The following is a 20427-nucleotide window of genomic DNA, read 5'->3' as shown; positions in this document are numbered from 1 at the left end:
CAGCTCAACTCCGCTTCTCGAACCACTCCTTGGCTGAAGGGTAACGGCGACGGGCCGGACGACGGGCACCCTGGCGCGCGACGCGCACCATCTCCTCGACGTCGACGATCTTGGCGCGGGCACGACCACGCGCGGCACCGCGGCGCCGCTCCTCCGCGTCGATGGCCTGCCAGCCCGCGACGTCGACCACGTCGGGGCAGCGGCCACGGACGACCTCGGCGATGGACGCGGGCGTCCCGACCGGGGTCGCGGTCGCGCCGGCGTCGAGGTCGTCCAGGATCCGGGTGACGGTCTCCTGGGCGCAGGTCTTGTTGGTGCCGATGAAGCCGCTCGGCCCGCGCTTGGCCCAGCCGACGACGTAGACGCCGGGCCGCACGCGTCCCCGGTCGCTGGGCACCACGCCGGTCGCGGGGTCGTGGGGCAGGTCGGCGACGGGCTCGCCGCGGTAGCCGACCGAGCGCAGCACCAGGCCGGTCTCGAGGAGCTCACGCTCCTGCGTCGGTACGGCGCGCAGCTCGCCGCGGGCGTCGGGCTCGAGACGGTTGGTGACGACCTCGACCCCGGTGACCCCGTGCTCGTCGCCGACGATGCGGGTCGGTGAGGTGAGGAAGCGCAGCTCGATCGTGGGGAGGCCGGGTCGCCGCGGGCGGGCCGCCAACTCGGCGAGCAGCCGGCTGCGCTCGTCACCGGCAACGGCGCCGGCTCCCGCGTCGGCCTCCTCGGGAGCCAGCCCGGTCACGGTCACGTTGACCCCGCGCAGCCCCGCGAGCCCGATCAGCTCGGGCACGGTGAACGCGGCCTGGGCCGCACCACGGCGACCGAGCACGACGACCTCCCGCACGCGGCTGCGATGCAGGATCGACCACGGCACGGCGGCGATGTCGGTGCGCTCGAGCTCGGCGGGGTCGGCGGTGAGGATGCGGGCCACGTCGAGGGCGACGTTGCCGTTGCCCACGATCACGACGCGTCCCGAGACGAGCCGGTCGAGACCGAGGTCGAGGTCCTGCTTGTCGGGATGGCCGTTGTACCAGCCGACCACGTCGGTCGCGGAGACCGAGCCGGTGAGCTCCTCACCCTCGATGCCGAGCGAGCGGTCCGAGGACGCACCGACGGCGTAGACGACGCCGTCGTACTGCGCGGTGAGCTCCTCCAGGCTGAGGTCGCGGCCGACCTCGACACCGAGGAAGTAGCGGAAGCCGGGCAGCTGCTCGATCGCGCGGAAGAGCTGGTCGACCTGCTTGGTGTGCTGGTGGTCGGGGGCGACCCCGGCGCGGACCAGGCCGTAGGGCGTGGGCAGCCGGTCGTAGACGTCGACGCTGACCTCGGGGTGCTTCAGCAGCTCGTCGGCGGTGTAGAGACCGGCCGGCCCGGCGCCGACCACGGCGACCCGGAAGGGCCCGGGTCGGGTGAGTCGGCGCTGGGGCGGCACGATCGCGAGGGGCGCCCGACCGGCGTGCGGGAACACCTCGTAGTAGTCGGCGTTGAGCTTGAGGAAGGGCAGCTGCGCCTCGCTCAGCGCCGTGTGGGGCACGACCGCGTCGGCCGGGCACGCCGTCGCACAGGCACCGCAGTCGACGCAGGAGTTGGCGTCGACGTACAGCATCTCGGCCTCGGCGAAGCCGGGCTCACCCGGTGCCGGGTGGATGCAGTTGACGGGGCACGCGACGACGCACGAGGCGTCGGCGCAGCACGACTGCGTGACGACGTAGGGCACGTGCTCAGGCCGCGGCCGAGGCCGGCTCGCTGCGGAAGCGCGAGGAGCGGCCGTCGATGCGCATGAGGGCCCACACGCGGCGCGAGACCGGGTTCATCATGCCGGCGTCCTCGGCCAGCATCCGCACGTCACCGAAGAGGTCGCGCAGCATCTTGCGGGACTCGGGCAGGTCCCAGTAGATCTCCTTGACCACGCTGCGCGGGATGCCCATGTCCTTGCGGGCCTTCGCGGTGGGCTTGAGGATCTCGTCGCAGAGCCAGCGCATGATCAACGGCACGGCGACCGAGAGGATCGCGCGGTCGACGCGGCGCAGCTTGGGGGCCTGGTGCTCGAGGTACTGGTGGGCGAAGCCGATGTGGCGCGCCTCCTCCGCGACGTGGATCTGCATGATCCGCTGCAGCAGCGGGTGCATGTCGTCGCCGGCGCGCAGGACCGTCTTCTGCACGTGGTCGATCGGCTCCTCGCCGGCGAGCACGCCGAAGAAGAAGCCGAACGGCAGCCACTTGGCGGCCAGCGGGAGGAACGGCGCCAGGAACCGGAAGAGCCGCGAGCCGCCGCCGACGTCCTGGCCGGAGCGGTTGACGAACTCCTGGAACATCTGGGTGTGGTGGCACTCCTCGGTCGCCTCGTGCGTGGAGTAGCGGAACTCCGGCGAGCCGTTGGGCAGGTTGAAGGAGAAGTTCATCAACCCGGCGATGAGGATCTGCTCGAACTGCAGGCCCACCTTGCAGATCTGCGCCTGGCGGTAGAGCCCGATGCGGATCTGCTCCTCGCGGGGCAGTGCGCGGTACCACGCGTGGCGGCCCAGCACGTCGGCCTCCGGGAGGATCCAACGCTCGTCGTGCGGGTCGATCGCGTAGGCCGGGTTGTCCCAGTCGATGTCGAGGAAGGCGTCGAAGCGCTGGTGCACCGACGCCTCCGACAGGGTCTGGAGCGTGTCCTGGTAGCTCTGCACGGCCGTCATGTGCGTTCACCTCTCACCGTTGGTTGGTCAACGGGTCCGAGGTTAGTGCGACAGCGCGTCACATGTAAAGGGTTAGCGCGACATGGCGTCGCATTAATACCGGTGGAACCACCGTCCGAGGTCGGCGGAGATGCCCGGGCAGGTGACGTTCTGGTCGCGACCGGCCTCGACCCACTGCCCCATCACCGCCTCCCCGCCCTGGATCACCCAGTCGGTCCCACAGCGACCCAGCGCCTCCTCCCGCGAGGTCTGCCCGGCCGCGCGCCACTCCGGCACGCCGAGGGCGAGGTCGCCGACGACGCCCTCCCAGAGGTAGGGCGTGGAGTAGACGCCGATGTCGTAGCCCGCGTCGCGGTAGCCCCGCGCCAGCCCCTCGACCACCGCGGCGTTGGCGACCGGGTCGCTGCTCCACTCGAAGTCCGGCACGGGCTCCACGTCGATCCAGACGATCGGCGTCTCGAGGCCGGCGGTCTGCATCGAGGCGATGTTGAAGCGGGCCTGCTGGTAGCCGACGTTGCGCAGGGCGCCCAGGCCGTCGGACCCGTCGTACGGACCCTCGGTGGCGAAGCGCCGCAGCTCGGGCGCCTCGGGATAGCTCGCGACGGCATAGGCCGAGACGAGCACGTCGTTCTCACGCGCCCACGTGACCTGCTCGCCCAGGCAGGGGTTGGCGTAGAAACCGGGGCCGTTGGTCAGGCCGATGACGACGTAGCGCGCCTCCGGGATCGGCAGCGGCAGGCCGAGCGTGCGCTTCTGCGCGATGCCCATCCCGACCGGGCACTGCGGCCAGCTGATGTCGCCCCCGAGGACGGGACCGGACTCGGGCGGGATCTGCGGGAGCGGTACGGCGGTCGCCGCCTGCTCGGCGAGGTCGGCCAGCTCGTTGCGCGGGGTGGGCGACGGCTTCGGCACGGGCTTGCGCGACGCCGGCTGCGGCGCCGGCGGCTGACTTGCGGCGCTCGTCGGCCCGGTCCCGGCATCGTCGGAGCCGGCTGCGCCGCCGCACGCGGCCAGGATGACCGAGCCCGTGAGGGCCGCGAGGCTCAGCAGGGCCCGGCGCACGTCAGTCCTGGTCGACGAGACGTGCCGGGAAGCCGCCGGTCGCGACCGGCGACCAGCGCTCGGGGGTGACGCGGATCAGCGACTTGCCCTGGTCGCGCATCGCCTGGCGGTACTCGTCCCAGTCGGGGTGCTCGCCCGAGATGCTGCGGAAGTAGTCGACCAGCGGCTCGACCGCCTCGGGCATGTCGATGACCTCGCACGCGCCCTCGACCTGCACCCAGGCGTCGTTGAACTCGTCGGAGAGCACGAGCACCGTCGCCTTGCCCGTGCGGCGGGCGTTGGCCGCCTTGGCCCGCTCCGGGTAGGTGGAGATGACGATCCGCCCCTCGTCGTCGACGCCACCGGTCACCGGCGAGGACTGCGGCTGGCCGTCCTTACGCTCGGTGATGAGCACCATCTGGTGGCGGGGTCGGACGAACTCCAGCAGCTGCTCGAGCTCGACATCGGTCGTGGTCGCGATTGTCCGTGCCATGCCCCCACCTCACCACACCGGTGGTTGTGCCGAGGGTCTCGACGGTCGCTCGCTGCTCGACCACCGGTGGTCGAGCAGCGAGGAGCGCCAGCGACGAGCGACCGTCGAGACCTAGACCTGCTCGCGTGTCGCGACCGCAGCGGCGACCCGGGCGATGGCGTCGTCGATCGGCACGCCGTTCTCCTGGTGACCGTCGCGGTAGCGGAAGGAGACGGCTCCGGCCTCGATGTCGTCGGCGCCGGCGATGATCATGAACGGCACCTTCTGCAGCTGCGCGTTGCGGATCTTCTTCTGCATCCGGTCGTCGGAGTCGTCGACCTCGACGCGCAGGCCCTGGGCCTTCATCCGGCGCGCGACGTCGTGGAGGTAGTCCGCGGCGAACTCGGCGACCGGGATCGCCTGCACCTGGACCGGCGCGAGCCACGGGGGAAAGGCGCCGGCGTAGTGCTCGACCAGCACGCCGAAGAACCGCTCGAGCGAGCCAAACTTCGCCGAGTGGATCATCACCGGCTGCTGGCGGGAGCCGTCGGAGGCGTTGAACTGGAGGTCGAAGCCCTTGGGCTGGTTGAAGTCGTACTGGATCGTCGACATCTGCCAGGTGCGCCCGATGGCGTCGCGGCACTGCACCGAGATCTTGGGGCCGTAGAACGCCGCGCCGCCCGGGTCGGGCACGAGCTCGAGGCCGGACTCGACGGCCGCCTGCTCGAGCACCGAGGTCGCGGTCGCCCAGTCCTCGTCGGAGCCGACGAACTTGTCGGGCTTGGAGTCGTCACGGGTCGACAGCTCGAGGTAGAAGTCGTCGAGCCCGAAGTCCTTGAGCAGTCCGAGCACGAAGTCGAGCAGGTGCTTGATCTCGGCCGGCGCCTGCTCGGGGGTGACGTAGGAGTGCGAGTCGTCCTGGGTCAGCCCGCGCACCCGGGTGAGGCCGTGGATGACGCCGGACTTCTCGTAGCGGTAGACGGAGCCGAACTCGAAGAACCGCAGCGGCAGCTCACGGTAGGACCGCCCGCGCGACCTGAAGATCAGGTTGTGCATCGGGCAGTTCATGGCCTTGAGGTAGTAGTCGGACCCCTCGAACTCCATCGGGGGGAACATCGTGTCCTTGTAGTAGGGCAGGTGGCCGGAGGAGTGGAAGAGCCCCTCCTTCGAGATGTGCGGGGTGCCGACGTAGTCGAAGCCCTCCTCGATGTGGCGCTGCCGGACGTAGTCCTCCATGACCCGCTTGATGACGCCGCCCTTGGGGTGGAAGACCGCCAGGCCGGAGCCGATCTCGTCGGGGAAGCTGAAGAGGTCGAGCTCGCGCCCGAGCTTGCGGTGGTCGCGGCGCTCGGCCTCCTCGATGCGGTGCAGGTGCGCCTCGAGCTCCTCCTTGGAGGGCCAGGCGGTGCCGTAGAGACGCTGGAGCATCTTGTTCTTCTCGTCGCCGCGCCAGTAGGCCGCGGCGGAGCGCATCAGCTTGAACGCCGGGATCCGCTTGGTGGTGGGCAGGTGCGGGCCACGGCACAGGTCGCTCCAGGCGACCTCGCCGTTGCGGCGCACGTTGTCGTAGATGGTGAGCTCGCCCGCGCCGACCTCGACGCTCGCGCCTTCGGCGACGGCGGACCCTCCGTCGGTCGAGCCTGTCGAGACCCCGCCCTTGAGCCCGATCAGCTCGATCTTGTAGGGCTCGTCCTGGAGCTCGGTGAGCGCGTCGCCGTCGGTGGTGACCCGTCGGGAGAAGCGCTGGCCCTCCTTGATGATCTTGCGCATCCGGGTCTCGATCTTCTCGAGGTCCGCGGGGGTGAAGGGGACCTCGACGTCGAAGTCGTAGTAGAAGCCGTTCTCCACCGGCGGGCCGATGCCGAGCTTGGCGTCGGGGAAGAGCTCCTGCACGGCCTGGGCCATGACGTGCGCGGTCGAGTGGCGCAGGATGTCGAGCCCGTCCTGGCTGTCGATCGCGACCCCGGCGACCTCGTCGCCGTCGGCCAGCTCGTAGGAGAGATCCTTGAGCTCCCCCTCGTTGGTCGAGCCGACTCCCTCGTTGGTCGAGCTTGTCGAGACCCGCGCCGCGATCACCGCGGCGTCCTCGGCGAACAGCTCCCAGGCCTTGGTGCCCGTCGTGGTGGTCCGCTCCTCACGCTCACCGGCGTGGATGCGGACGACCTTGATCTCGGACACGGTGGGACTCCCTTGGTTGCTGTGGCCGGGGTGGATGGCCCCGACCCGTCGATCGTATCGATCCCGGGCCACGGATTTTCCTGGGGCATCATTGCGCCATGAGTGAGGTCGCCACCCGCCGCCGGATCCCCCTCAACGGCCCGGATGCCGTGGTCACGCCGCTGGAGCTGTTCTTCGACCTGGTCTTCGTGTTCGCGCTCACCCAGGTCACGGCCGTGATGGCCGCCGACCTGTCGCTGGAGGGACTGCTGCGCGGCGTACTGGTGCTGGGCCTGCTGTGGTGGAGCTGGACCGGCTACGCGTGGCTCTGCAATGTCGTCGACGTCGACGCCGGACCCGTGCGCCTGGTGCTGCTGACCGCGATGGCGGCGATGTTCGTCATCGCGCTGGCGATCCCCGAGGCGTTCGACGACCTGCGCGGCGGCCTGCCCGGCCCGGTCGTGGTGGCGGTCTGCTACTTCGTCTTCCGGCTGATGCACCTGGTGATGTTCTGGCTGCTGGCAGCAGGCGACGAAGGCCTGCGCCGCCAACTGGTCCGCTTCACCCCCTCCATGCTCGGCGCGACCACGGTGCTGCTGGTCGCCGCCGGCACCGACGGCACCACCCAGACCCTGTTGTGGGTCCTGGCCCTCGCGGTCGACTACCTCGGGACCCTGCTGGGCGGCGCGTCCGGCTGGCGGATCATCTCGCCGGGCCACTTCGCCGAGCGGCACGGTCTGATCCTGATCGTGGCGCTGGGCGAGTCGATCGTGGCGATCGGCGTCGGGGTCGCGGAGCTCCCGATCAGCTGGCCGATCGTGGCGGCCTCCGTCCTCGGCCTGGTCGTGGTCTCGTGCCTGTGGTGGGTCTACTTCGACCTCAGCTCGGTGCACGCCGAGCACGCGTTCGCCGCCGAGCCCGAGGAGACCCGCGCCCGCTTCGCCCGCGACGCCTACAGCTTCCTGCACGTCCCGCTGCTGATCGGCGTGGTCCTCACCGCGCTCGGGCTCAAGAAGGTCCTCGAGTACGTCGGCGACGCGGTCGACCACGAGCTCAGCGACCCGCTCAAGGGCGTCGGCCTGCTCGCGCTGGTCGGCGGGGTCGCGATCTACCTGCTGGGCCACGTCGCCTTCAAGTGGCGCGTCTCCCACGGCCTCTTCCTCGGTCGTGTGGTGGCCACCGGCGCGGTCGTGCTCGTCGGGCTGGTCGGCGCCCAGATCCCGGCGCTGGCGACGCTGTCCCTCGTGGCCGCCGTGCTCGTGGCGCTGGTCGGCTTCGAGACGCTCGCCTATGCCGAGCACCGGCGCGAGCTTCGCTCCCCCGCCGGCCACTGACCCGTGCCCTAGGGTCGGCGCGTGACCAAGACGTTCCTGCTCGGCGTGGGCTGCCAGAAGGGCGGGACGACCTGGCTCTACGACTACCTCATGGGGTCGCCGTCGTTCGCCCACGGCTATCGCAAGGAGTACCACGTCTTCGACGCCCTCGACCTGCCCTCGGAGCAGGGTGTGCGCAACCGGCTGCTGGCCAAGGCCCGGGCGGCGAGCGCTGACGCCACGCCGGGCGACCAGGCCGCCGCCAGAGCGGCCCACCGCCTCAGCATGTACCTCGACCCCGAGCTCTACGTCGACTACTTCACCGGCCTGCTGCACCGCTCCCCCGAGACCCGCCTGGTCGCCGACATGACCCCGGCCTACGGGATGCTCCCGGCCGATCGCTTCCGCTCGATCCGCGACGGCTTCGCCGAGCGCGGCGTGCGGACCCTGCCGGTCTTCCTGATGCGCGACCCGGTCGAGCGGGTCTGGTCGCAGGTGCGCATGCACGCCCGCTTGTACGACGAGCACGCGGCGGCCTCGCAGGAGTCGGCCGCCTTCCTGCTGGAGCACCACGCCACGCCGGCCTACGCGCGTCGCACCCGCTACGACCAGACCCTCGCCACGCTCGACGAGGTCTTCGCGCCCGACGAGGTGTTCCACGGCTTCTACGAGCAGCTCTTCACCGAGGCGACGACCCGCCGGCTCTGCGAGCAGGCGGGCATCGACTTCGTCGTCCCCGACGTCGACAAGCGCGTCCATGCCTCCCCCACGACCGACGTCGTCCCGGAGAGCACCGTGCAGCTGGTGGCCGAGCACTACCGCGAGGTCTACGCCGCGGTGCAGCAGCGCTTCCCCGAGGTCGCGCTGCGCGACCTCTGGCCCAGCAGCCGCCACGTGCTGTCGCCGGACGTCTGAGGCTCGGGGGGAGGACCGCGATGAGGACCATCGGGATGATCGGCGGGATGAGCTGGGAGAGCACCGCGGAGTACTACCGCCTCACCAACGAGCTGGTCCGCGAGCGCGTCGGCGGCCTCGCCTCCGCCCGGGTCCTCCTCGCCTCGCTCGACTTCGCCGAGGTCGAGCGGCTGCAGGCGCAGGGCGACTGGGCCGCCGCCGGGGACCTGCTCGCGCGGGCCGCCACGTCGCTCGAGGCGGGCGGCGCCGACTTCCTCGTGCTCTGCACCAACACCATGCACAAGGTGGCTGACGCGATCGAGGCAGCCGTCGCCATCCCGCTGCTCCACCTCGCCGACGCGACCGCCGAGGCCGTGCTCCGCACCGGCGTACGACGGGTCGGGCTGCTTGCCACGGCCTACACGATGGAGCAGACGTTCTACCGCGACCGCCTCGAGAGCCACGGTCTCACCGTGCTCACCCCCGACGCGGACGACCGGGCCACCGTGCACCGGGTGATCTACGAGGAGCTGTGCCTCGGCGTCGTGCGCGAGGAGTCACGCGCGGCCTACCGGGACGTCATCGCGCGGTTGGTCGACCGCGGCACCGAGGGCGTGATCCTCGGGTGCACCGAGATCGAGCTGCTGGTCGGCCCGGCCGACAGCGCGGTGCCGGTCTTCCCCACGACCCGCATCCACGTGGTGGCGGCCGTGACAGAGGCTCTGAAAGTCCTCTGACCTGCGAGTTCGGGTGGGCGATACTGGGTTCGAACCAGTGACCTCTTCGGTGTGAACGAAGCGCGCTACCACTGCGCCAATCGCCCCTCTACTGCGGTCGCAGACTCTAACCCATGCCGGCCCCGCGATCACAAAGCGACCCCTTTGTGTCGATTCGGTCGCGCTTCGCAACAATAGATCCAGTCCGAGGGCAACCAATTAGGCTCAGGGCGCGTCTGAGGGAGTTGAGACCTGTGTCTCGCCCTCACCGCACCGCCCTTCTCGGACAAGGAACGTCATGGCGCAACCACCAGCCGCCCCCACCGTGTCGCAGGACATCACGCTGCACTGCCTCGACGACGGAGGACAGGACGTCGCCTTCGTGGCGTCCTTCGGCTACCGCGCCGACGACCCCTACGCCGTGTGGCTGACCTTCCACATCCCCGGCGGCGACGTCAGCTGGGCCGTGGCCCGCTCGCTGCTGCTCAAGGGCCTCACGGAGCCGACCGGAGACGGCGACATCCGACTGTGGCCCGGTCTCGACGACGAGGGTCACGCGGTCGTGGTCTTCGACTTCCACTCCCCCAGCGGCAGCCTGCGCACGCAGGCCCGCTCGGTCGCGCTGCGGGTCTTCCTGGACCGCACGTGGCTCGTGGTGCCTCCCGGCGAGGAGGGCGAGCAGCTCGACCTGGACCGGCTCGTCGGCTCCCTGCTGGGCTGGTCAGAAGCCGAATAGCTCCGGCTCGCGCGCGGCCCACGCCGCTGCCGCCTCACGCGTGACCGGCCCGGGCGCCTCGAGGGCCCGTCCGTCCCAGGCGTGCACGCCCTGCACGTCGCGCGTCGTCGACACCAGGAACACCTCGCTCGCCTGCTCGACGACCTCGATCGGCTCGTCGACCTCGCGCCCGCCGAACCACTCGAGCAGCAGCCCGCGCGTCACGCCCGCCAGGCAGCCGCTGGACAGCGTCGGTGTGCGCAGCTCGCCGTCGACGACGTAGAACACGTTGGAGCCGGTGCCCTCGCACAGGTGGCCGGCCAGGTTGGCGAGGACCGCCTCGCTGGCGCCACGCCGCTGCGCCTCCGCGAGCGCGATGACGTTCTCCGCGTAGGACGTGGTCTTGAGCCCGGCGGTCGCCCCTCGCTCGTTGCGGGGCCAGGGCACGGTCGCCACCGCGGTCGTGCCGGGCGCCGGCGCCATGCCAGCGGCCACCACGACGACCGTCGGTGCGTGGTCGCCCCGACCCGACCCGAGCGGCGCCGGCCCTCCCGTGACGGTGATCCGCACCCGCCCGAGCGGCAGCTCCTGGGCCTCCACGACCTCCCGCACCCCTCGTCGTACGACGTCGAGGTCGATGCGCGGCAGACCCAGCCCGGCGGCGGAGCGGGCGAGCCGCTCGAGATGCAGGTCGAGCGCGAAGGGCAGCCCGTCGACGACCTTGATGGCCTCGAAGACCCCGTCGCCCACGGTGAAGCCATGGTCGGTGACCGCGACCGCGGGACCGGTCGGGTCGGTCAGCAGTGCTCCGTCGATCCATGCGCGCATGGCGACACTCTAGGAACACCCGCCCCAGGACGTCGGCACCCGCTCGGGACGCGCGGAGATGAACGGATCGCGACTCTCCGGTGGACCCGATTTTGGACAGCGCAGAGGGATCGGGTACGTTTCTCACGTTCTTCCGAGCGAGCCCCGGCCCGCACGGACAGACAGGCGGACATAGCTCAGTTGGTAGAGCGCAACCTTGCCAAGGTTGAGGTCGCGAGTTCGAGTCTCGTTGTCCGCTCGGAGAGGTGCTGTTGGAGGCCTGGCCGTCACGGTGGGTTGGCCGAGAGGCGAGGCAACGGACTGCAAATCCGTGTACACGGGTTCAAATCCCGTACCCACCTCCACCACAACAACTTCATCACGGGCGATTGGCGCAGTGGTAGCGCGCTTCCCTGACACGGAAGAGGTCACTGGTTCAAACCCAGTATCGCCCACCAGAGCACAGCCCCTGACGAGCGCTAGCACGTCAGGGGCTTCTTTCATGCCCGCAGCTTCACAACCGCAGGTGCTCGGAGAAGCCGGTCCAGCGCAGGTCGGCGGGCAGGTGGGACAGGTCGTTGGCGACCACGACCGCGGGCGGGGCGTCGGGCTCGTACCTGATGACCGTCAGCCCTGCGTGGCACTGCACCGGCGGCCACCACCGCCAGGCCGGGGCGTCGAGCGCGTGCCGGACCAGCCACCCGATCGTGAAGGCATGGGTGAGGACGACCTCGACGGGCTCGCGTCCGTCGGTCGCCGGACCTGCCAGGAGCTCGACCGCCTGGGCCGCCAGGGCCGCGCCCTGTGCTGCCTCTTCCTCGGAGACGTCGGCACAGGGCGACACGACGGCGTCCGCCCACGCGTCCGGGACCTCGTCGCGACCAGGCACGTGCGGCACGTAGTCGCCGGCCGCCTCCATCTCCACCAGCGCCGCGGGCCGCTCGAGCTGGGCCGCCACCACCCGCGCCGTCTCCGACGCTCGCGGGAGTGGACCGTGGACGACGCGGCTCAGCGGCAGGTGCGCGAGACGGCGGCCCAGGCACTCGGCCTGCTGCACCCCGAGCGGGCTCAACCCGCACCCGCTCGGGTCGGGCTCGGCATGACGCGCCAGGTAGAGCAACCGAGTGCTGGCCCGAGACATGCCGATGATCAAACCATGCACCCCGATCTGTGGCTGGGGTGCAGAGAATGCGGGACGTACGACCATGGTCGCCTCCGAGCCGCAGTCCTAGGTTGGCGTGGAGGAGGCGGGCACATGTCTGAGTTCATGCGCAACAGCGACGCGTTCACCTGGGCGATGGAGCACGATCCACGGCTGCGATCCACCGTGGTGACGATCCTGACCTTCGACCGTTCCCCGGACTGGGACGAGGTGGTGTCACGCTTCGACCGAGTGGTGCGGACACTGCCGATGTTTCGGCGCCGCGTCGTGGGCAACCTGCCCCCGGCGCCTCCGAGCTGGGAGGACGATCCCGACTTCGACCTCGGCTACCACCTGCGGCGGGTGACCGCTCCCCCTCCGAGCACGTTCGAGACGGTGCTGGAGATGGCCCGACGCGCCGAGATGTCCGACTTCGACCGCGCCCGCCCGCTGTGGGAGGTGACCTTGGTGGACGGCCTGGAGAACGGCGAGGCCGCCCTCCTCGTCAAGCTCCACCACGCGCTGACCGACGGCGTCGGCGGCGTCGAGATCGCGATGATCCTCTTCGACCTCGAGCAGCAGGGACCGGACCGAGGACCCATGCCGCCCGACCCCGTGATCGTCGTACGACCGCCCATGAACGACCTGCGCCAGCTGGTGAGGTACGACGTCGGCCTGGTCACCGACCTGGCCCGCACCGCGGTCCGGACAGGTCCCCAGACGCTGCTCGACGGGCTGCGCCGGCCCGTGAGCAGCGCCCGCGCAGCCGTCGGCCTCGCGGCCTCCGTCTACCGGACCGTCCGTCCGATCAACCAGACCGGCTCGCCGCTGATGCGCGAGCGCAGCCTGGTCCGCCGGCTCGGGGTGCACCAGGTGCCCTTCGCCGACCTGCGCGGGGCTGCCCGAGCCGCCGGCGGCACCTTGAACGACGCCTTCCTCGCCGGGATCACCGGTGGCTTGCGGATCTACCACGACAAGCACGGCGTCGAGATCGGTGAGCTGCACGTCTCCATGCCGGTCAACATCCGCGCCGAGGGCGACCCGGTGGGCGGCAACCGCATCACGTTGATGCGCTTCGACCTCCCCATCGACGTGACCGACCCGGCGGCTCGCATCCGCGGGGTGCACGACCGCTCGAGCGGCATCCGCGGCGAGGCCTCGCTCCCCTACACCCAGCAGATCGCGGGCGCTCTCAACCTCGCGCCACGGTGGTACATCGCCTCGATCCTGCGGCACGTGGACTTCCTGGCCAGCGACGTGCCGGGGATCCCGGTGCCGGTCTACCTCGGCGGTGCCGCTCTCACGATGCAGTACCCGTTCGGACCCACGATCGGGGCGGCGCTGAACGTCACGCTCATGACGTACGTCGACACGTGCGCCATCGGCATCAACGTCGACACCGGCGCGATCCCGGACTTCGAGCTGCTCCACGAGTGCCTGGTCGCCGGTTTCGACGAGGTGCTGGACCTGGTGCGCCACCCCACCGGCTGATCCGGTCGTGGGCCATGGACGCGACGCTATCGAGGTCAGCAGGCGCTATCCCCTGACGCGCCCGGTCTCGTAGGCCCACATCGCTACCTCGACGCGGTTGCGGGCGCCGAGCTTGTTCATCAGCGCACCGACATGGGTCTTCACCGTGCTCAGGGTGATGTGCAGCTCGTCGGCGATCTCGGCGTTGGTGCGGCCGCGGGCGACGGTGAGGAGCACTTCCTCCTCGCGCTCGGTGAGCGGCTCGATCGGCTGGGTCGGCGGGGCGGCTCGTTCCAGGCCCGCCAGCGTGCCGAGCAGACGGCGGGTGATGTCGGGCGAGATGAGCGCGTCGCCGTTCGCGGCGGCGTGGATCGCCTGGACCAGCAGCTCGGGCCCGGCGTCCTTGAGGAGGAAGCCGCGGGCGCCGGCCTTGAGGGCGCCGTGGACGTAGTCGTCGAGGTCGAAGGTCGTGATGATGACGACGGCGAGCGGGTCCTCGACGCCGGGGCCGGCGAGCTGCCGGGTCGCCTCGACGCCGTCGATGCCGGGCATCCGGATGTCGAAGAGGCAGACGTCGGGACGCAGCTGGCGGGCCACGGCCACGGCCTCGAGACCGTCCGTCGCCTCACCGACGACCTCGATCCCGGGCTGCGCGTTGAGGATCATGGTGAGCCCGGTGCGGACCAGGAGCTGGTCGTCGGCGACCACCACGCGGATGGTCGCTGGTCCGTTCACTGGGCTGGTCACTGGGCCGGTCACTGGGGCACCTCCCGCGGGAGCGTCGCCTCGACGGTCCAGCCGCCGACCGGGTCCGGACCGGCCTGGCAGGCGCCGCCGAGCAGCTTGGCTCGTTCTGCCATGCCGAGCAGGCCGTAGCCCAGGCTGGTCGCAGGGCGGGCCGACTCTCCGTCGTCGTGCACACGCAACCCTACGACGCCGCCGTCGCCGGTGACCTCCACGCTGACCGTCGTGGCGTTCAGCGAGTGCCGGATCGCGTTGGTGACCGACTCCTGGCAGATCCGGTAGACCGCCACCTCCACCGGGTGCGGCAGACCGGCGAGGTCGCCGCTGCGGTGCACCCGCACCAGGGGGCTCATCCGGGTCAGCTCGTCCAGGTCGACGATGCCCCGCTGCGGCGCGTAGTCGACCTGCTCAGCGTCGGCCGCCTCGCCGTCGCGGAGCACCCGGACCATCGTGCGCATCTCGTGCAGGGTCCGCGACGCCTCCGCCTCGATCACGGCCAGCACCTCGACCGCCGCAGCCGGGTCGACAGCTGCCACCGCCCGCCCCGCCTGGGCCTGGATCGCGATCGCCGACACGTGGTGGGCGACGGTGTCGTGCAGCTCGCGGGCGAGCTCACCGCGCTCGGACGCCCGGACCTGCTGGACCTCGCGCCGGCGGGCGACCGCGCGGTAGCGCATCGCGGCCCCGAGGGCGAACGCCGCGACCAGGACGGTGACGCCACCGATCACCTCCCCGAAGGGGGTCTCGGTGGTCGCGAGGCTCAGCCCGGCGGGCACGGCGATGATCGCCGTGCCGATCAGCGCCTCGCGGCCCGACGCCCAGCGGTACAGGGCGTAGGGCAGCAGCAGGACGGCCGCCATGGAGTTGAGCCCCACATCGACGCCGTCGCCGATGATCGACGGGACGTAGAGCACCAACGACCCGCCGAAGCCCACCGCGGTCGCCAGGAGCGGATGCGTGCGCCGCCAGAGCAGGACCGGGATCACCAGGAGCGCGACCACGGTGGCCAAGGGCCGCGACGGCACGTCGGGGCGGAGGATCGCCTCGCCCGCGGCCGTGGCCAGCAGGGCTCCGACCAGGACCCAGTCCCGCCATCCCCGCGCCGGCGGGTCCGGGGCACGGGGCTCGGCCAGGATGGAGCGGACGAAGGTGGCGATCACCGCTCCAGCCTAGGGAGCGACGACGCCCGGCGTACGGGGCAGAAGCACGACTCGCCTGTCCTACTTTCGGCTGAGGAACCCCCCGCACCTTGGCCCGATGTGGATCGGTCGCCATCGGGCCACCGTGGAGGCATGTCGAATCTCCTCTACCGGCTCGGCCGGTCCGCTGCCACCCGGCCCTGGGTCGCCATCGGCGCCTGGGTCGTCCTCGCACTCGTCGTCATCGCCTCCTCCGTCGCCTTCGGGCGCGATCTCGAGGAGAGCTTCGAGGCGCCCGGCCTCGACTCCTACCAGGCTGCGGAGCTGCTCGCCGAGGCCCAGACCGACGAGGGCGGGGTCACCGCGCACGTCGTGCTCGAGGCCCAGGACGCTGCGGCCCGGCTGGCGCCGGTGGAGGCCGCCCTCGAGGCACTCCCGCACGTGCTCACGACGACCAGCGACGTCTCCCCGGACGGCACCGTCGCACTCGTGCGTGTGCAGTATCCGGCGGTCGAGCAGCTCGACGCCTCCGACCTGGAGAACCTCAAGGACGCCGTCGCCGACCTGCGTGAGGAGTCGTCGCTGACGGTGGAGACCGGGGGCGACCTGTTCTTCGCGTTCGAGGAGGCACCCACCGGGCTCGGCGAGGTCGCGGGGCTCGTCGTCGCGATGATCGTCCTGCTCATCGCCTTCGGCTCCTTCATCGCGATGGGCCTGCCGATCGGGATGGCGTTGTTCGGCCTGGTCATCGGCGCCACCTCGATGAAGCTGGTGACCTACCTGGTCGACATCCCGGCGTGGGCGCCGCAGCTCGCGGCCATGGTCGGGCTCGGCGTCGGCATCGACTACGCGCTCTTCCTGGTCACCCGGCACCGGGAGAACCTGGCCCAGGGGATGTCGGTCACCGAAGCCGTCGGCCGAGCCCTGGCGACAGCGGGGCAGGCGGTGATCTTCGCCGGCGGCACGGTCGTCGTGGCGATCCTCGGGCTGCTCGTCGCCGGGATCCCGTTCGTGACCGGTGGTGGGGTCGCCATCTCCGCGATGGTGCTCGTGATGGTGCTCGCGTCGATCACCCTGCTGCCGGCACTCCTCGGACTGGCGGGGCACCGGATCAACGGCCGCCGGCGCACGCCTCACCGGCCGAGCACCGGCTGGTTCCGGTGGGGCGCGCACGTGACCCGGCACGCGACGGCGTACTGCGTCGGAGGAGCGGTCCTGATGATCGCCCTGGCCGCACCCGTCCTCGCACTCAACCTGGGCTTCCCCGACGACGGGACCAAGCCCGAGTCGAGGACCGAACGACGGGCCTACGACCTGATCGCCGACGGGTTCGGCCCCGGGGCCAACGGGCCGCTGGTGATCGCGGTCGACATCTCCGAGGACCAGTCCGTCGTGACGCCGCTGGCCGCGGCCGTTGCGGCCGACCCGGGCATCACCTCGGTCAGCGACCCGATCATCGATCCCACCGCGGGCGTGGCCACCCTGGTGGCGCAGCCGACCACGTCGCCCCAGGACGAGACCACCCAGGAGACGGTCGCGAGGCTCCGCAGCCAGGTCTTCCCGACGGTGCTCGACGACACCACGGCGACCGCCCATGTGGGCGGCCAGACGGCCACCTTCGCCGACCTCGGCGACCGGGTCCAGGAGCGGATGCCACGCTTCGTGGTGGCCGTGCTGCTGCTGTCGTTCCTGCTGCTCACGGTGCTGTTCCGGTCGGTGCTGGTGCCGCTGAAGGCGGTCGCGCTCAACCTGCTGAGCGTCGGCGCGGCGTACGGCGTGCTCGTCATGGTCTTCCAGTGGGGCTGGGGGGCCGGCCTGATCGGCGTGGAGTCGACGGTGCCGGTCGTGTCGTTCATCCCGCTCTTCATGTTCGCGATCCTGTTCGGTCTCTCCATGGACTACGAGGTGTTCCTGCTGTCGCGGGTGCGCGAGGAATACCTCCGCCACGGCGACAACGCCCGCGCGGTCATCGCGGGGATCGCCGGCACCGGGCGCACCATCACCGCAGCCGCGCTGATCATGGTGGCGGTCTTCTCGGGCTTCATCCTGGGCAGCGACCCGGCGATCAAGATGATGGGAGTGGGACTGGCCACAGCGATCTTCCTCGACGCCACCGTCGTGCGCCTGGTGCTCGTCCCGGCCACCATGAAGCTCCTGGGCGACGCCAACTGGTGGCTGCCGGGGTGGCTGGACCGGCTGCTGCCGGAGCTGGACGCCGCACCGGTGGAGAAGCCGGCCGAGGCAGCGGTGGCCCGGTAGCGTCCGGGGGTGGCCAGCCCTCGCCGATCCGGCACTCGTCGACGCAGCGGATCCGCGCGCCGGAGCGGCGCGCGGCAGCCACCGCGGCCGCTGCCGGTCGCCGGGCCGGGTGAGCGGGTGTGGGTGCTCGACGTGCCCTACGGGACGCAGGTCGACGGTGCCACCTGGCACCCGGCCGTCAAGACCCACCTGCACGTCGGGCGCGCGCTGCCCGCCCACCTCGAGCCCTACTCCCCCGGGCCCCACACGCTCGGCCGCTTCGTGGAGAACACGCTCAACCCCGACGATCGGACGCCCGACCCCGAGCCGACCGGTGAGCTCGAGCCCCGCCGGATCCAGTTCGAGGCGGCTGATGCGATCGCAGCGCGCGCCGAGGCGGGTGGGCGACAGTTCCTGCTGGCCGACGAGCCCGGCGTCGGCAAGACCATCTCCGCGGTCCTCGGGGCCACGGCGGTGGGCGACCTCCGCGGTGCGCGACGGGTGCTCGTCGTCGCCGACCGACCCGCCGCGATCACGATCGGTCACTGGTGCCGCACCATCACCGCGCTGGGCGACGGCGGTCTGGAGTGGGTCGTCATCACCTGGGACCGGCTGGAGAAGGTCACGGACCACACGTGGGACGTGATCATCGCCGACGAGGCTCACGCGCTGCGGCGCACGACGACGAAGCGGTGGAAGCTCTGGGCGCGGATCTCGGGGCACGGGCGGCCGCACGACACGGCGCCGTTCGTCATCGCCACGACCGCGACGCCCGGGCACACGCCCCTCGAGCTCCCCTACCTCGCGCCGGCCTATGCGCAGGTGCTCGGCGAGCCGATGAGGGAGTGGACCTCGGCGACGAAGCCCGGGGCGTCCTTCGCCTCCGCGCTCGAGCGCCACGGCGTGGGGGTGGAGCAGGGACGCTACGGCGCGACATGGACCGACGACCCGGCCAGACGCGCCGCGGACCTCAAGCTGGTGCGCGGCTGGCTCGACGAGGAGCGGCCCCCGGCGATGCTGCACCGAGCCGCGCCCTGGGGGCCGGTGCCGATCTCCGGCATGCCGGTCGCGCTGACGCCGGCGGAGCGCACGACCTATGAGGCCGACTGGGGCGAGTTCTGCCGCGAGATGGACCTCGCCCGACGCGGCCGCAACACCGCGAAGGGACGTGCCGCGCTGCTGCGCTTCCGACAGAAGGCCGGCCTGATCCGCGTCGACTCGACAGTCGCCTGGATCGCCCAGCAGGTCGAGGCGGAGCGACAGGTGGCGTGCTCGGTCGAGTTCGTCACGACCGCCGCCGATCCCATCGCCGATCGGCTGCGCGACTCCGGCATCGAGGTCGCCACCATCTACGGCCGCGACCGGTTCGACCCCGAGGCCGAGCGGCTCCGCTTCCAGACCGGGCAGGCGAAGGTGTGCGTCTTCACCACCGTCGCCTCGATCAGCCTGCACGCCGGCGAGACCCTCACCGAGGGCCGCCAGGCCAGCTCCGCACCGCGGGTCGGGGTCTTCCACCAGGCCCGGTTCTCGGGCATCGCCGCACGGCAGGTGACCGGCCGCACCCACCGCGACCACCAGGTCTCGCCGTGGCACGTCGCCTACGCAGAGGGCACCGTCGAGGAGCAGGTCGGCAAGGTGATGGTGGAGCGCATCGCCGCCGCCTCCGACACGGTCGGGAGCGACACCACCGGTCTCACCGACCTCGCCCGGCTCCTCGGCGCAGACTGGTTGCCACCCGCGACGCTGACCGAGGACGGCGCCTGATCCACGCCCGGATGTCCGGCGCACGCAGTCCGGCCGAGCGTAGGGTCCCGTCATGCCCGAGTTCACCTGGCTCCCGGCCAACCGAGCCACCGCCGAGGACGTCGAGGCGGTCTTCGAGACCGGTGGCGCCCGCACGTGCCGGTGCCAGGCCCTGAAGGCGCCGGGCTGGATCTGGCGCGACACCACCCAGGAGCAGCGGGACGCCGCCCTGGTCGAGCAGACCGCCTGTGGCACCGCCGGTCCGACGTCCGGTCTGATCGGCTACGTCGATGGCGAGCCGGCCGGGTGGGTGGCGGTGGAGCCGCGGGCCGGCTACCCCCGGATCTGGAGCCGCAAGCAGCCCTGGATGCGGATGGACCCCGAGATGGAGGGCGTCTGGTCGGTGACCTGCTTCGTCGTGCGCAAGGGATGGCGCCAGTCCGGGCTGACCTACGAGCTCGCCGCCGCCACCGTCGACTACGGCCGGCAGGTCGGCGCCCACGTCCTGGAGGGCTACCCGATCGAGCCACCACCGGGCAAGACCGTGATCTGGGACGAGGCGTCGGTCGGGCTGGTGCAGGTCTTCCTCGAGGCCGGCTACGAGGTGACGGCCTCCCCCACGCTGCGACGGCGCGTGGTGCGGCGACGGCTGACGCCGACCGTCATCGCCGATGACTAGGGTCGGCGCATGACCACGTCAGGAGAGCCGGTCCCCTTCGAGGTCCACGAGGACGGGGTCTACCTGCACGGCACCAAGGCCGACCTCGCGGTCGGCGACCTGCTGGTGGCGGGCAGGGAGTCCAACTTCGAGGCGGGCCGGGTCATGACCTACGTCTACTTCACGGCGACGCTGGACGCGGCGACCTGGGGCGCGGAGCTCGCGGCAGGCGAGGGTCGCGGGCGGATCTACGTCGTCGAGCCGACGGGCGGGTTCGAGGACGACCCCAACGTCACGGACCAGAAGTTCCCCGGCAACCCGACCCGGTCCTTCCGCAGCCGCGAGCCGCTGCGCATCGTGGGCGAGCTCGTCGACTGGGTGGGGCACTCGACCGAGAAGGTGCAGGCCATGAAGGACGGGCTCGCGGCGTTGCAGCAGCGCGGGGCCGCCCAGATCGAGGACTGAGCCACCACCACCCGTCAGCGGAAATGCACGAGGGGC

18 protein-coding genes and 4 tRNA genes are annotated in these 20427 nt (G+C 71.3%); 12 read left to right on the top strand and 10 right to left on the bottom strand.

The annotated features are described in order from the left end of the window. Window positions 1-4: 4 nt before the first annotated feature. From AAG827_RS13005 to thrS, 5 genes are all read right to left on the bottom strand, one after another. On the bottom strand, window positions 5-1714 hold the full coding sequence (locus tag AAG827_RS13005) for an FAD-dependent oxidoreductase (RefSeq protein WP_341926449.1): 1710 nt from the start codon (window positions 1712-1714) through the stop codon (window positions 5-7). Window positions 1715-1718: 4 nt separating this feature from the next. Next, entirely contained in the window at window positions 1719-2678 is a 960-nt protein-coding gene (locus tag AAG827_RS13000; RefSeq protein WP_341926448.1) for a diiron oxygenase, read from the bottom strand. A 93-nt stretch (window positions 2679-2771) separates the two neighbouring features. Further along, complete coding sequence (locus tag AAG827_RS12995) at window positions 2772-3740, bottom strand: hypothetical protein (protein ID WP_341926447.1); 969 nt, start codon at window positions 3738-3740, stop codon at window positions 2772-2774. Between the two features lies 1 nt (window position 3741). After that, window positions 3742-4212 carry a PPOX class F420-dependent oxidoreductase gene (locus tag AAG827_RS12990; RefSeq protein WP_341926446.1) on the bottom strand — a complete coding sequence of 157 codons (471 nt, stop codon included), beginning with the start codon at window positions 4210-4212 and terminating at the stop codon, window positions 3742-3744. 111 nt (window positions 4213-4323) lie between these two features. Further along, a complete protein-coding gene (thrS, locus tag AAG827_RS12985; RefSeq protein WP_341926468.1) occupies window positions 4324-6345 on the bottom strand; it encodes a threonine--tRNA ligase in 2022 nt (673 codons plus the stop codon). A 122-nt stretch (window positions 6346-6467) separates the two neighbouring features. Here thrS and AAG827_RS12980 point away from each other — a divergent pair, with 122 nt between their 5' ends. Genes AAG827_RS12980 through AAG827_RS12970 form a run of 3 tightly spaced genes read left to right on the top strand, consistent with a single transcriptional unit; the run spans window position 6468 to window position 9292 of the window. After that, window positions 6468-7682, top strand: a complete 1215-nt coding sequence (locus AAG827_RS12980; protein ID WP_341926445.1) for a low temperature requirement protein A — start codon at window positions 6468-6470, stop codon at window positions 7680-7682. 21 nt (window positions 7683-7703) lie between these two features. Beyond that, window positions 7704-8576 (top strand): sulfotransferase, encoded by an 873-nt coding sequence (locus AAG827_RS12975; RefSeq protein WP_341926444.1) that lies wholly within the window; start codon window positions 7704-7706, stop codon window positions 8574-8576. 20 nt (window positions 8577-8596) lie between these two features. Next, window positions 8597-9292 (top strand): aspartate/glutamate racemase family protein, encoded by a 696-nt coding sequence (locus tag AAG827_RS12970; protein WP_341926443.1) that lies wholly within the window; start codon window positions 8597-8599, stop codon window positions 9290-9292. A gap of 14 nt (window positions 9293-9306) precedes the next feature. Here AAG827_RS12970 and AAG827_RS12965 read toward each other — a convergent pair. Continuing rightward, window positions 9307-9378 (bottom strand) — tRNA-Val (locus AAG827_RS12965). 191 nt (window positions 9379-9569) lie between these two features. Here AAG827_RS12965 and AAG827_RS12960 point away from each other — a divergent pair. Continuing rightward, window positions 9570-10007: an SsgA family sporulation/cell division regulator gene (locus AAG827_RS12960; protein WP_341926442.1), complete on the top strand. Its 438-nt coding sequence runs from the start codon at window positions 9570-9572 to the stop codon at window positions 10005-10007. Here the strand turns inward: AAG827_RS12960 and AAG827_RS12955 are convergent. Further along, window positions 9993-10814, bottom strand: a complete 822-nt coding sequence (locus AAG827_RS12955) for an aminotransferase class IV (protein WP_341926441.1) — start codon at window positions 10812-10814, stop codon at window positions 9993-9995. The two genes, AAG827_RS12960 and AAG827_RS12955, sit on opposite strands and share 15 nt — an antisense overlap. Window positions 10815-10979: 165 nt before the next feature. Here AAG827_RS12955 and AAG827_RS12950 point away from each other — a divergent pair. The 3 genes from AAG827_RS12950 (at window position 10980) to AAG827_RS12940 (ending at window position 11251) form a co-directional block, all read left to right on the top strand. Beyond that, window positions 10980-11052, top strand: a tRNA-Gly gene (locus tag AAG827_RS12950). A 32-nt stretch (window positions 11053-11084) separates the two neighbouring features. After that, a tRNA-Cys gene (locus AAG827_RS12945) sits at window positions 11085-11158 on the top strand. Between the two features lie 18 nt (window positions 11159-11176). Then, a tRNA-Val gene (locus tag AAG827_RS12940) sits at window positions 11177-11251 on the top strand. Between the two features lie 56 nt (window positions 11252-11307). Here AAG827_RS12940 and AAG827_RS12935 read toward each other — a convergent pair. Beyond that, window positions 11308-11934, bottom strand: coding sequence for a histidine phosphatase family protein (locus AAG827_RS12935; protein WP_341926440.1), 627 nt, complete (start codon window positions 11932-11934; stop codon window positions 11308-11310). 114 nt (window positions 11935-12048) lie between these two features. Between AAG827_RS12935 and AAG827_RS12930 the strand changes: the two genes are divergently transcribed. Beyond that, on the top strand, window positions 12049-13425 hold the full coding sequence (locus AAG827_RS12930; RefSeq protein ID WP_341926439.1) for a wax ester/triacylglycerol synthase domain-containing protein: 1377 nt from the start codon (window positions 12049-12051) through the stop codon (window positions 13423-13425). 45 nt (window positions 13426-13470) lie between these two features. Here AAG827_RS12930 and AAG827_RS12925 read toward each other — a convergent pair whose 3' ends face one another. Beyond that, window positions 13471-14121, bottom strand: coding sequence for a response regulator transcription factor (locus AAG827_RS12925; RefSeq protein ID WP_341926467.1), 651 nt, complete (start codon window positions 14119-14121; stop codon window positions 13471-13473). A 38-nt stretch (window positions 14122-14159) separates the two neighbouring features. Continuing rightward, window positions 14160-15308 carry a histidine kinase gene (locus AAG827_RS12920; RefSeq protein WP_341926438.1) on the bottom strand — a complete coding sequence of 383 codons (1149 nt, stop codon included), beginning with the start codon at window positions 15306-15308 and terminating at the stop codon, window positions 14160-14162. Window positions 15309-15440: 132 nt separating this feature from the next. On the opposite strand from AAG827_RS12920, the gene AAG827_RS12915 reads away from it, so the two are divergent. The 4 genes from AAG827_RS12915 to arr are packed head-to-tail and all read left to right on the top strand — an operon-like array spanning window position 15441 to window position 20391. Continuing rightward, window positions 15441-17546: an MMPL family transporter gene (locus AAG827_RS12915; protein ID WP_341926437.1), complete on the top strand. Its 2106-nt coding sequence runs from the start codon at window positions 15441-15443 to the stop codon at window positions 17544-17546. A gap of 9 nt (window positions 17547-17555) precedes the next feature. Continuing rightward, window positions 17556-19289 carry a helicase gene (locus AAG827_RS12910; protein ID WP_341926436.1) on the top strand — a complete coding sequence of 578 codons (1734 nt, stop codon included), beginning with the start codon at window positions 17556-17558 and terminating at the stop codon, window positions 19287-19289. A 52-nt stretch (window positions 19290-19341) separates the two neighbouring features. Continuing rightward, window positions 19342-19947, top strand: a complete 606-nt coding sequence (locus tag AAG827_RS12905; RefSeq protein ID WP_341926435.1) for a GNAT family N-acetyltransferase — start codon at window positions 19342-19344, stop codon at window positions 19945-19947. 9 nt (window positions 19948-19956) lie between these two features. After that, window positions 19957-20391: an NAD(+)--rifampin ADP-ribosyltransferase gene (gene arr / locus AAG827_RS12900; protein ID WP_341926434.1), complete on the top strand. Its 435-nt coding sequence runs from the start codon at window positions 19957-19959 to the stop codon at window positions 20389-20391. Window positions 20392-20427 lie beyond the last annotated feature (36 nt).

It is taken from the genome of Nocardioides psychrotolerans, assembly GCF_943371775.1.
Lineage (GTDB): Bacteria > Actinomycetota > Actinomycetes > Propionibacteriales > Nocardioidaceae > Nocardioides > Nocardioides psychrotolerans_A.
This window is presented reverse-complemented; position numbering and strand designations above follow the sequence as displayed.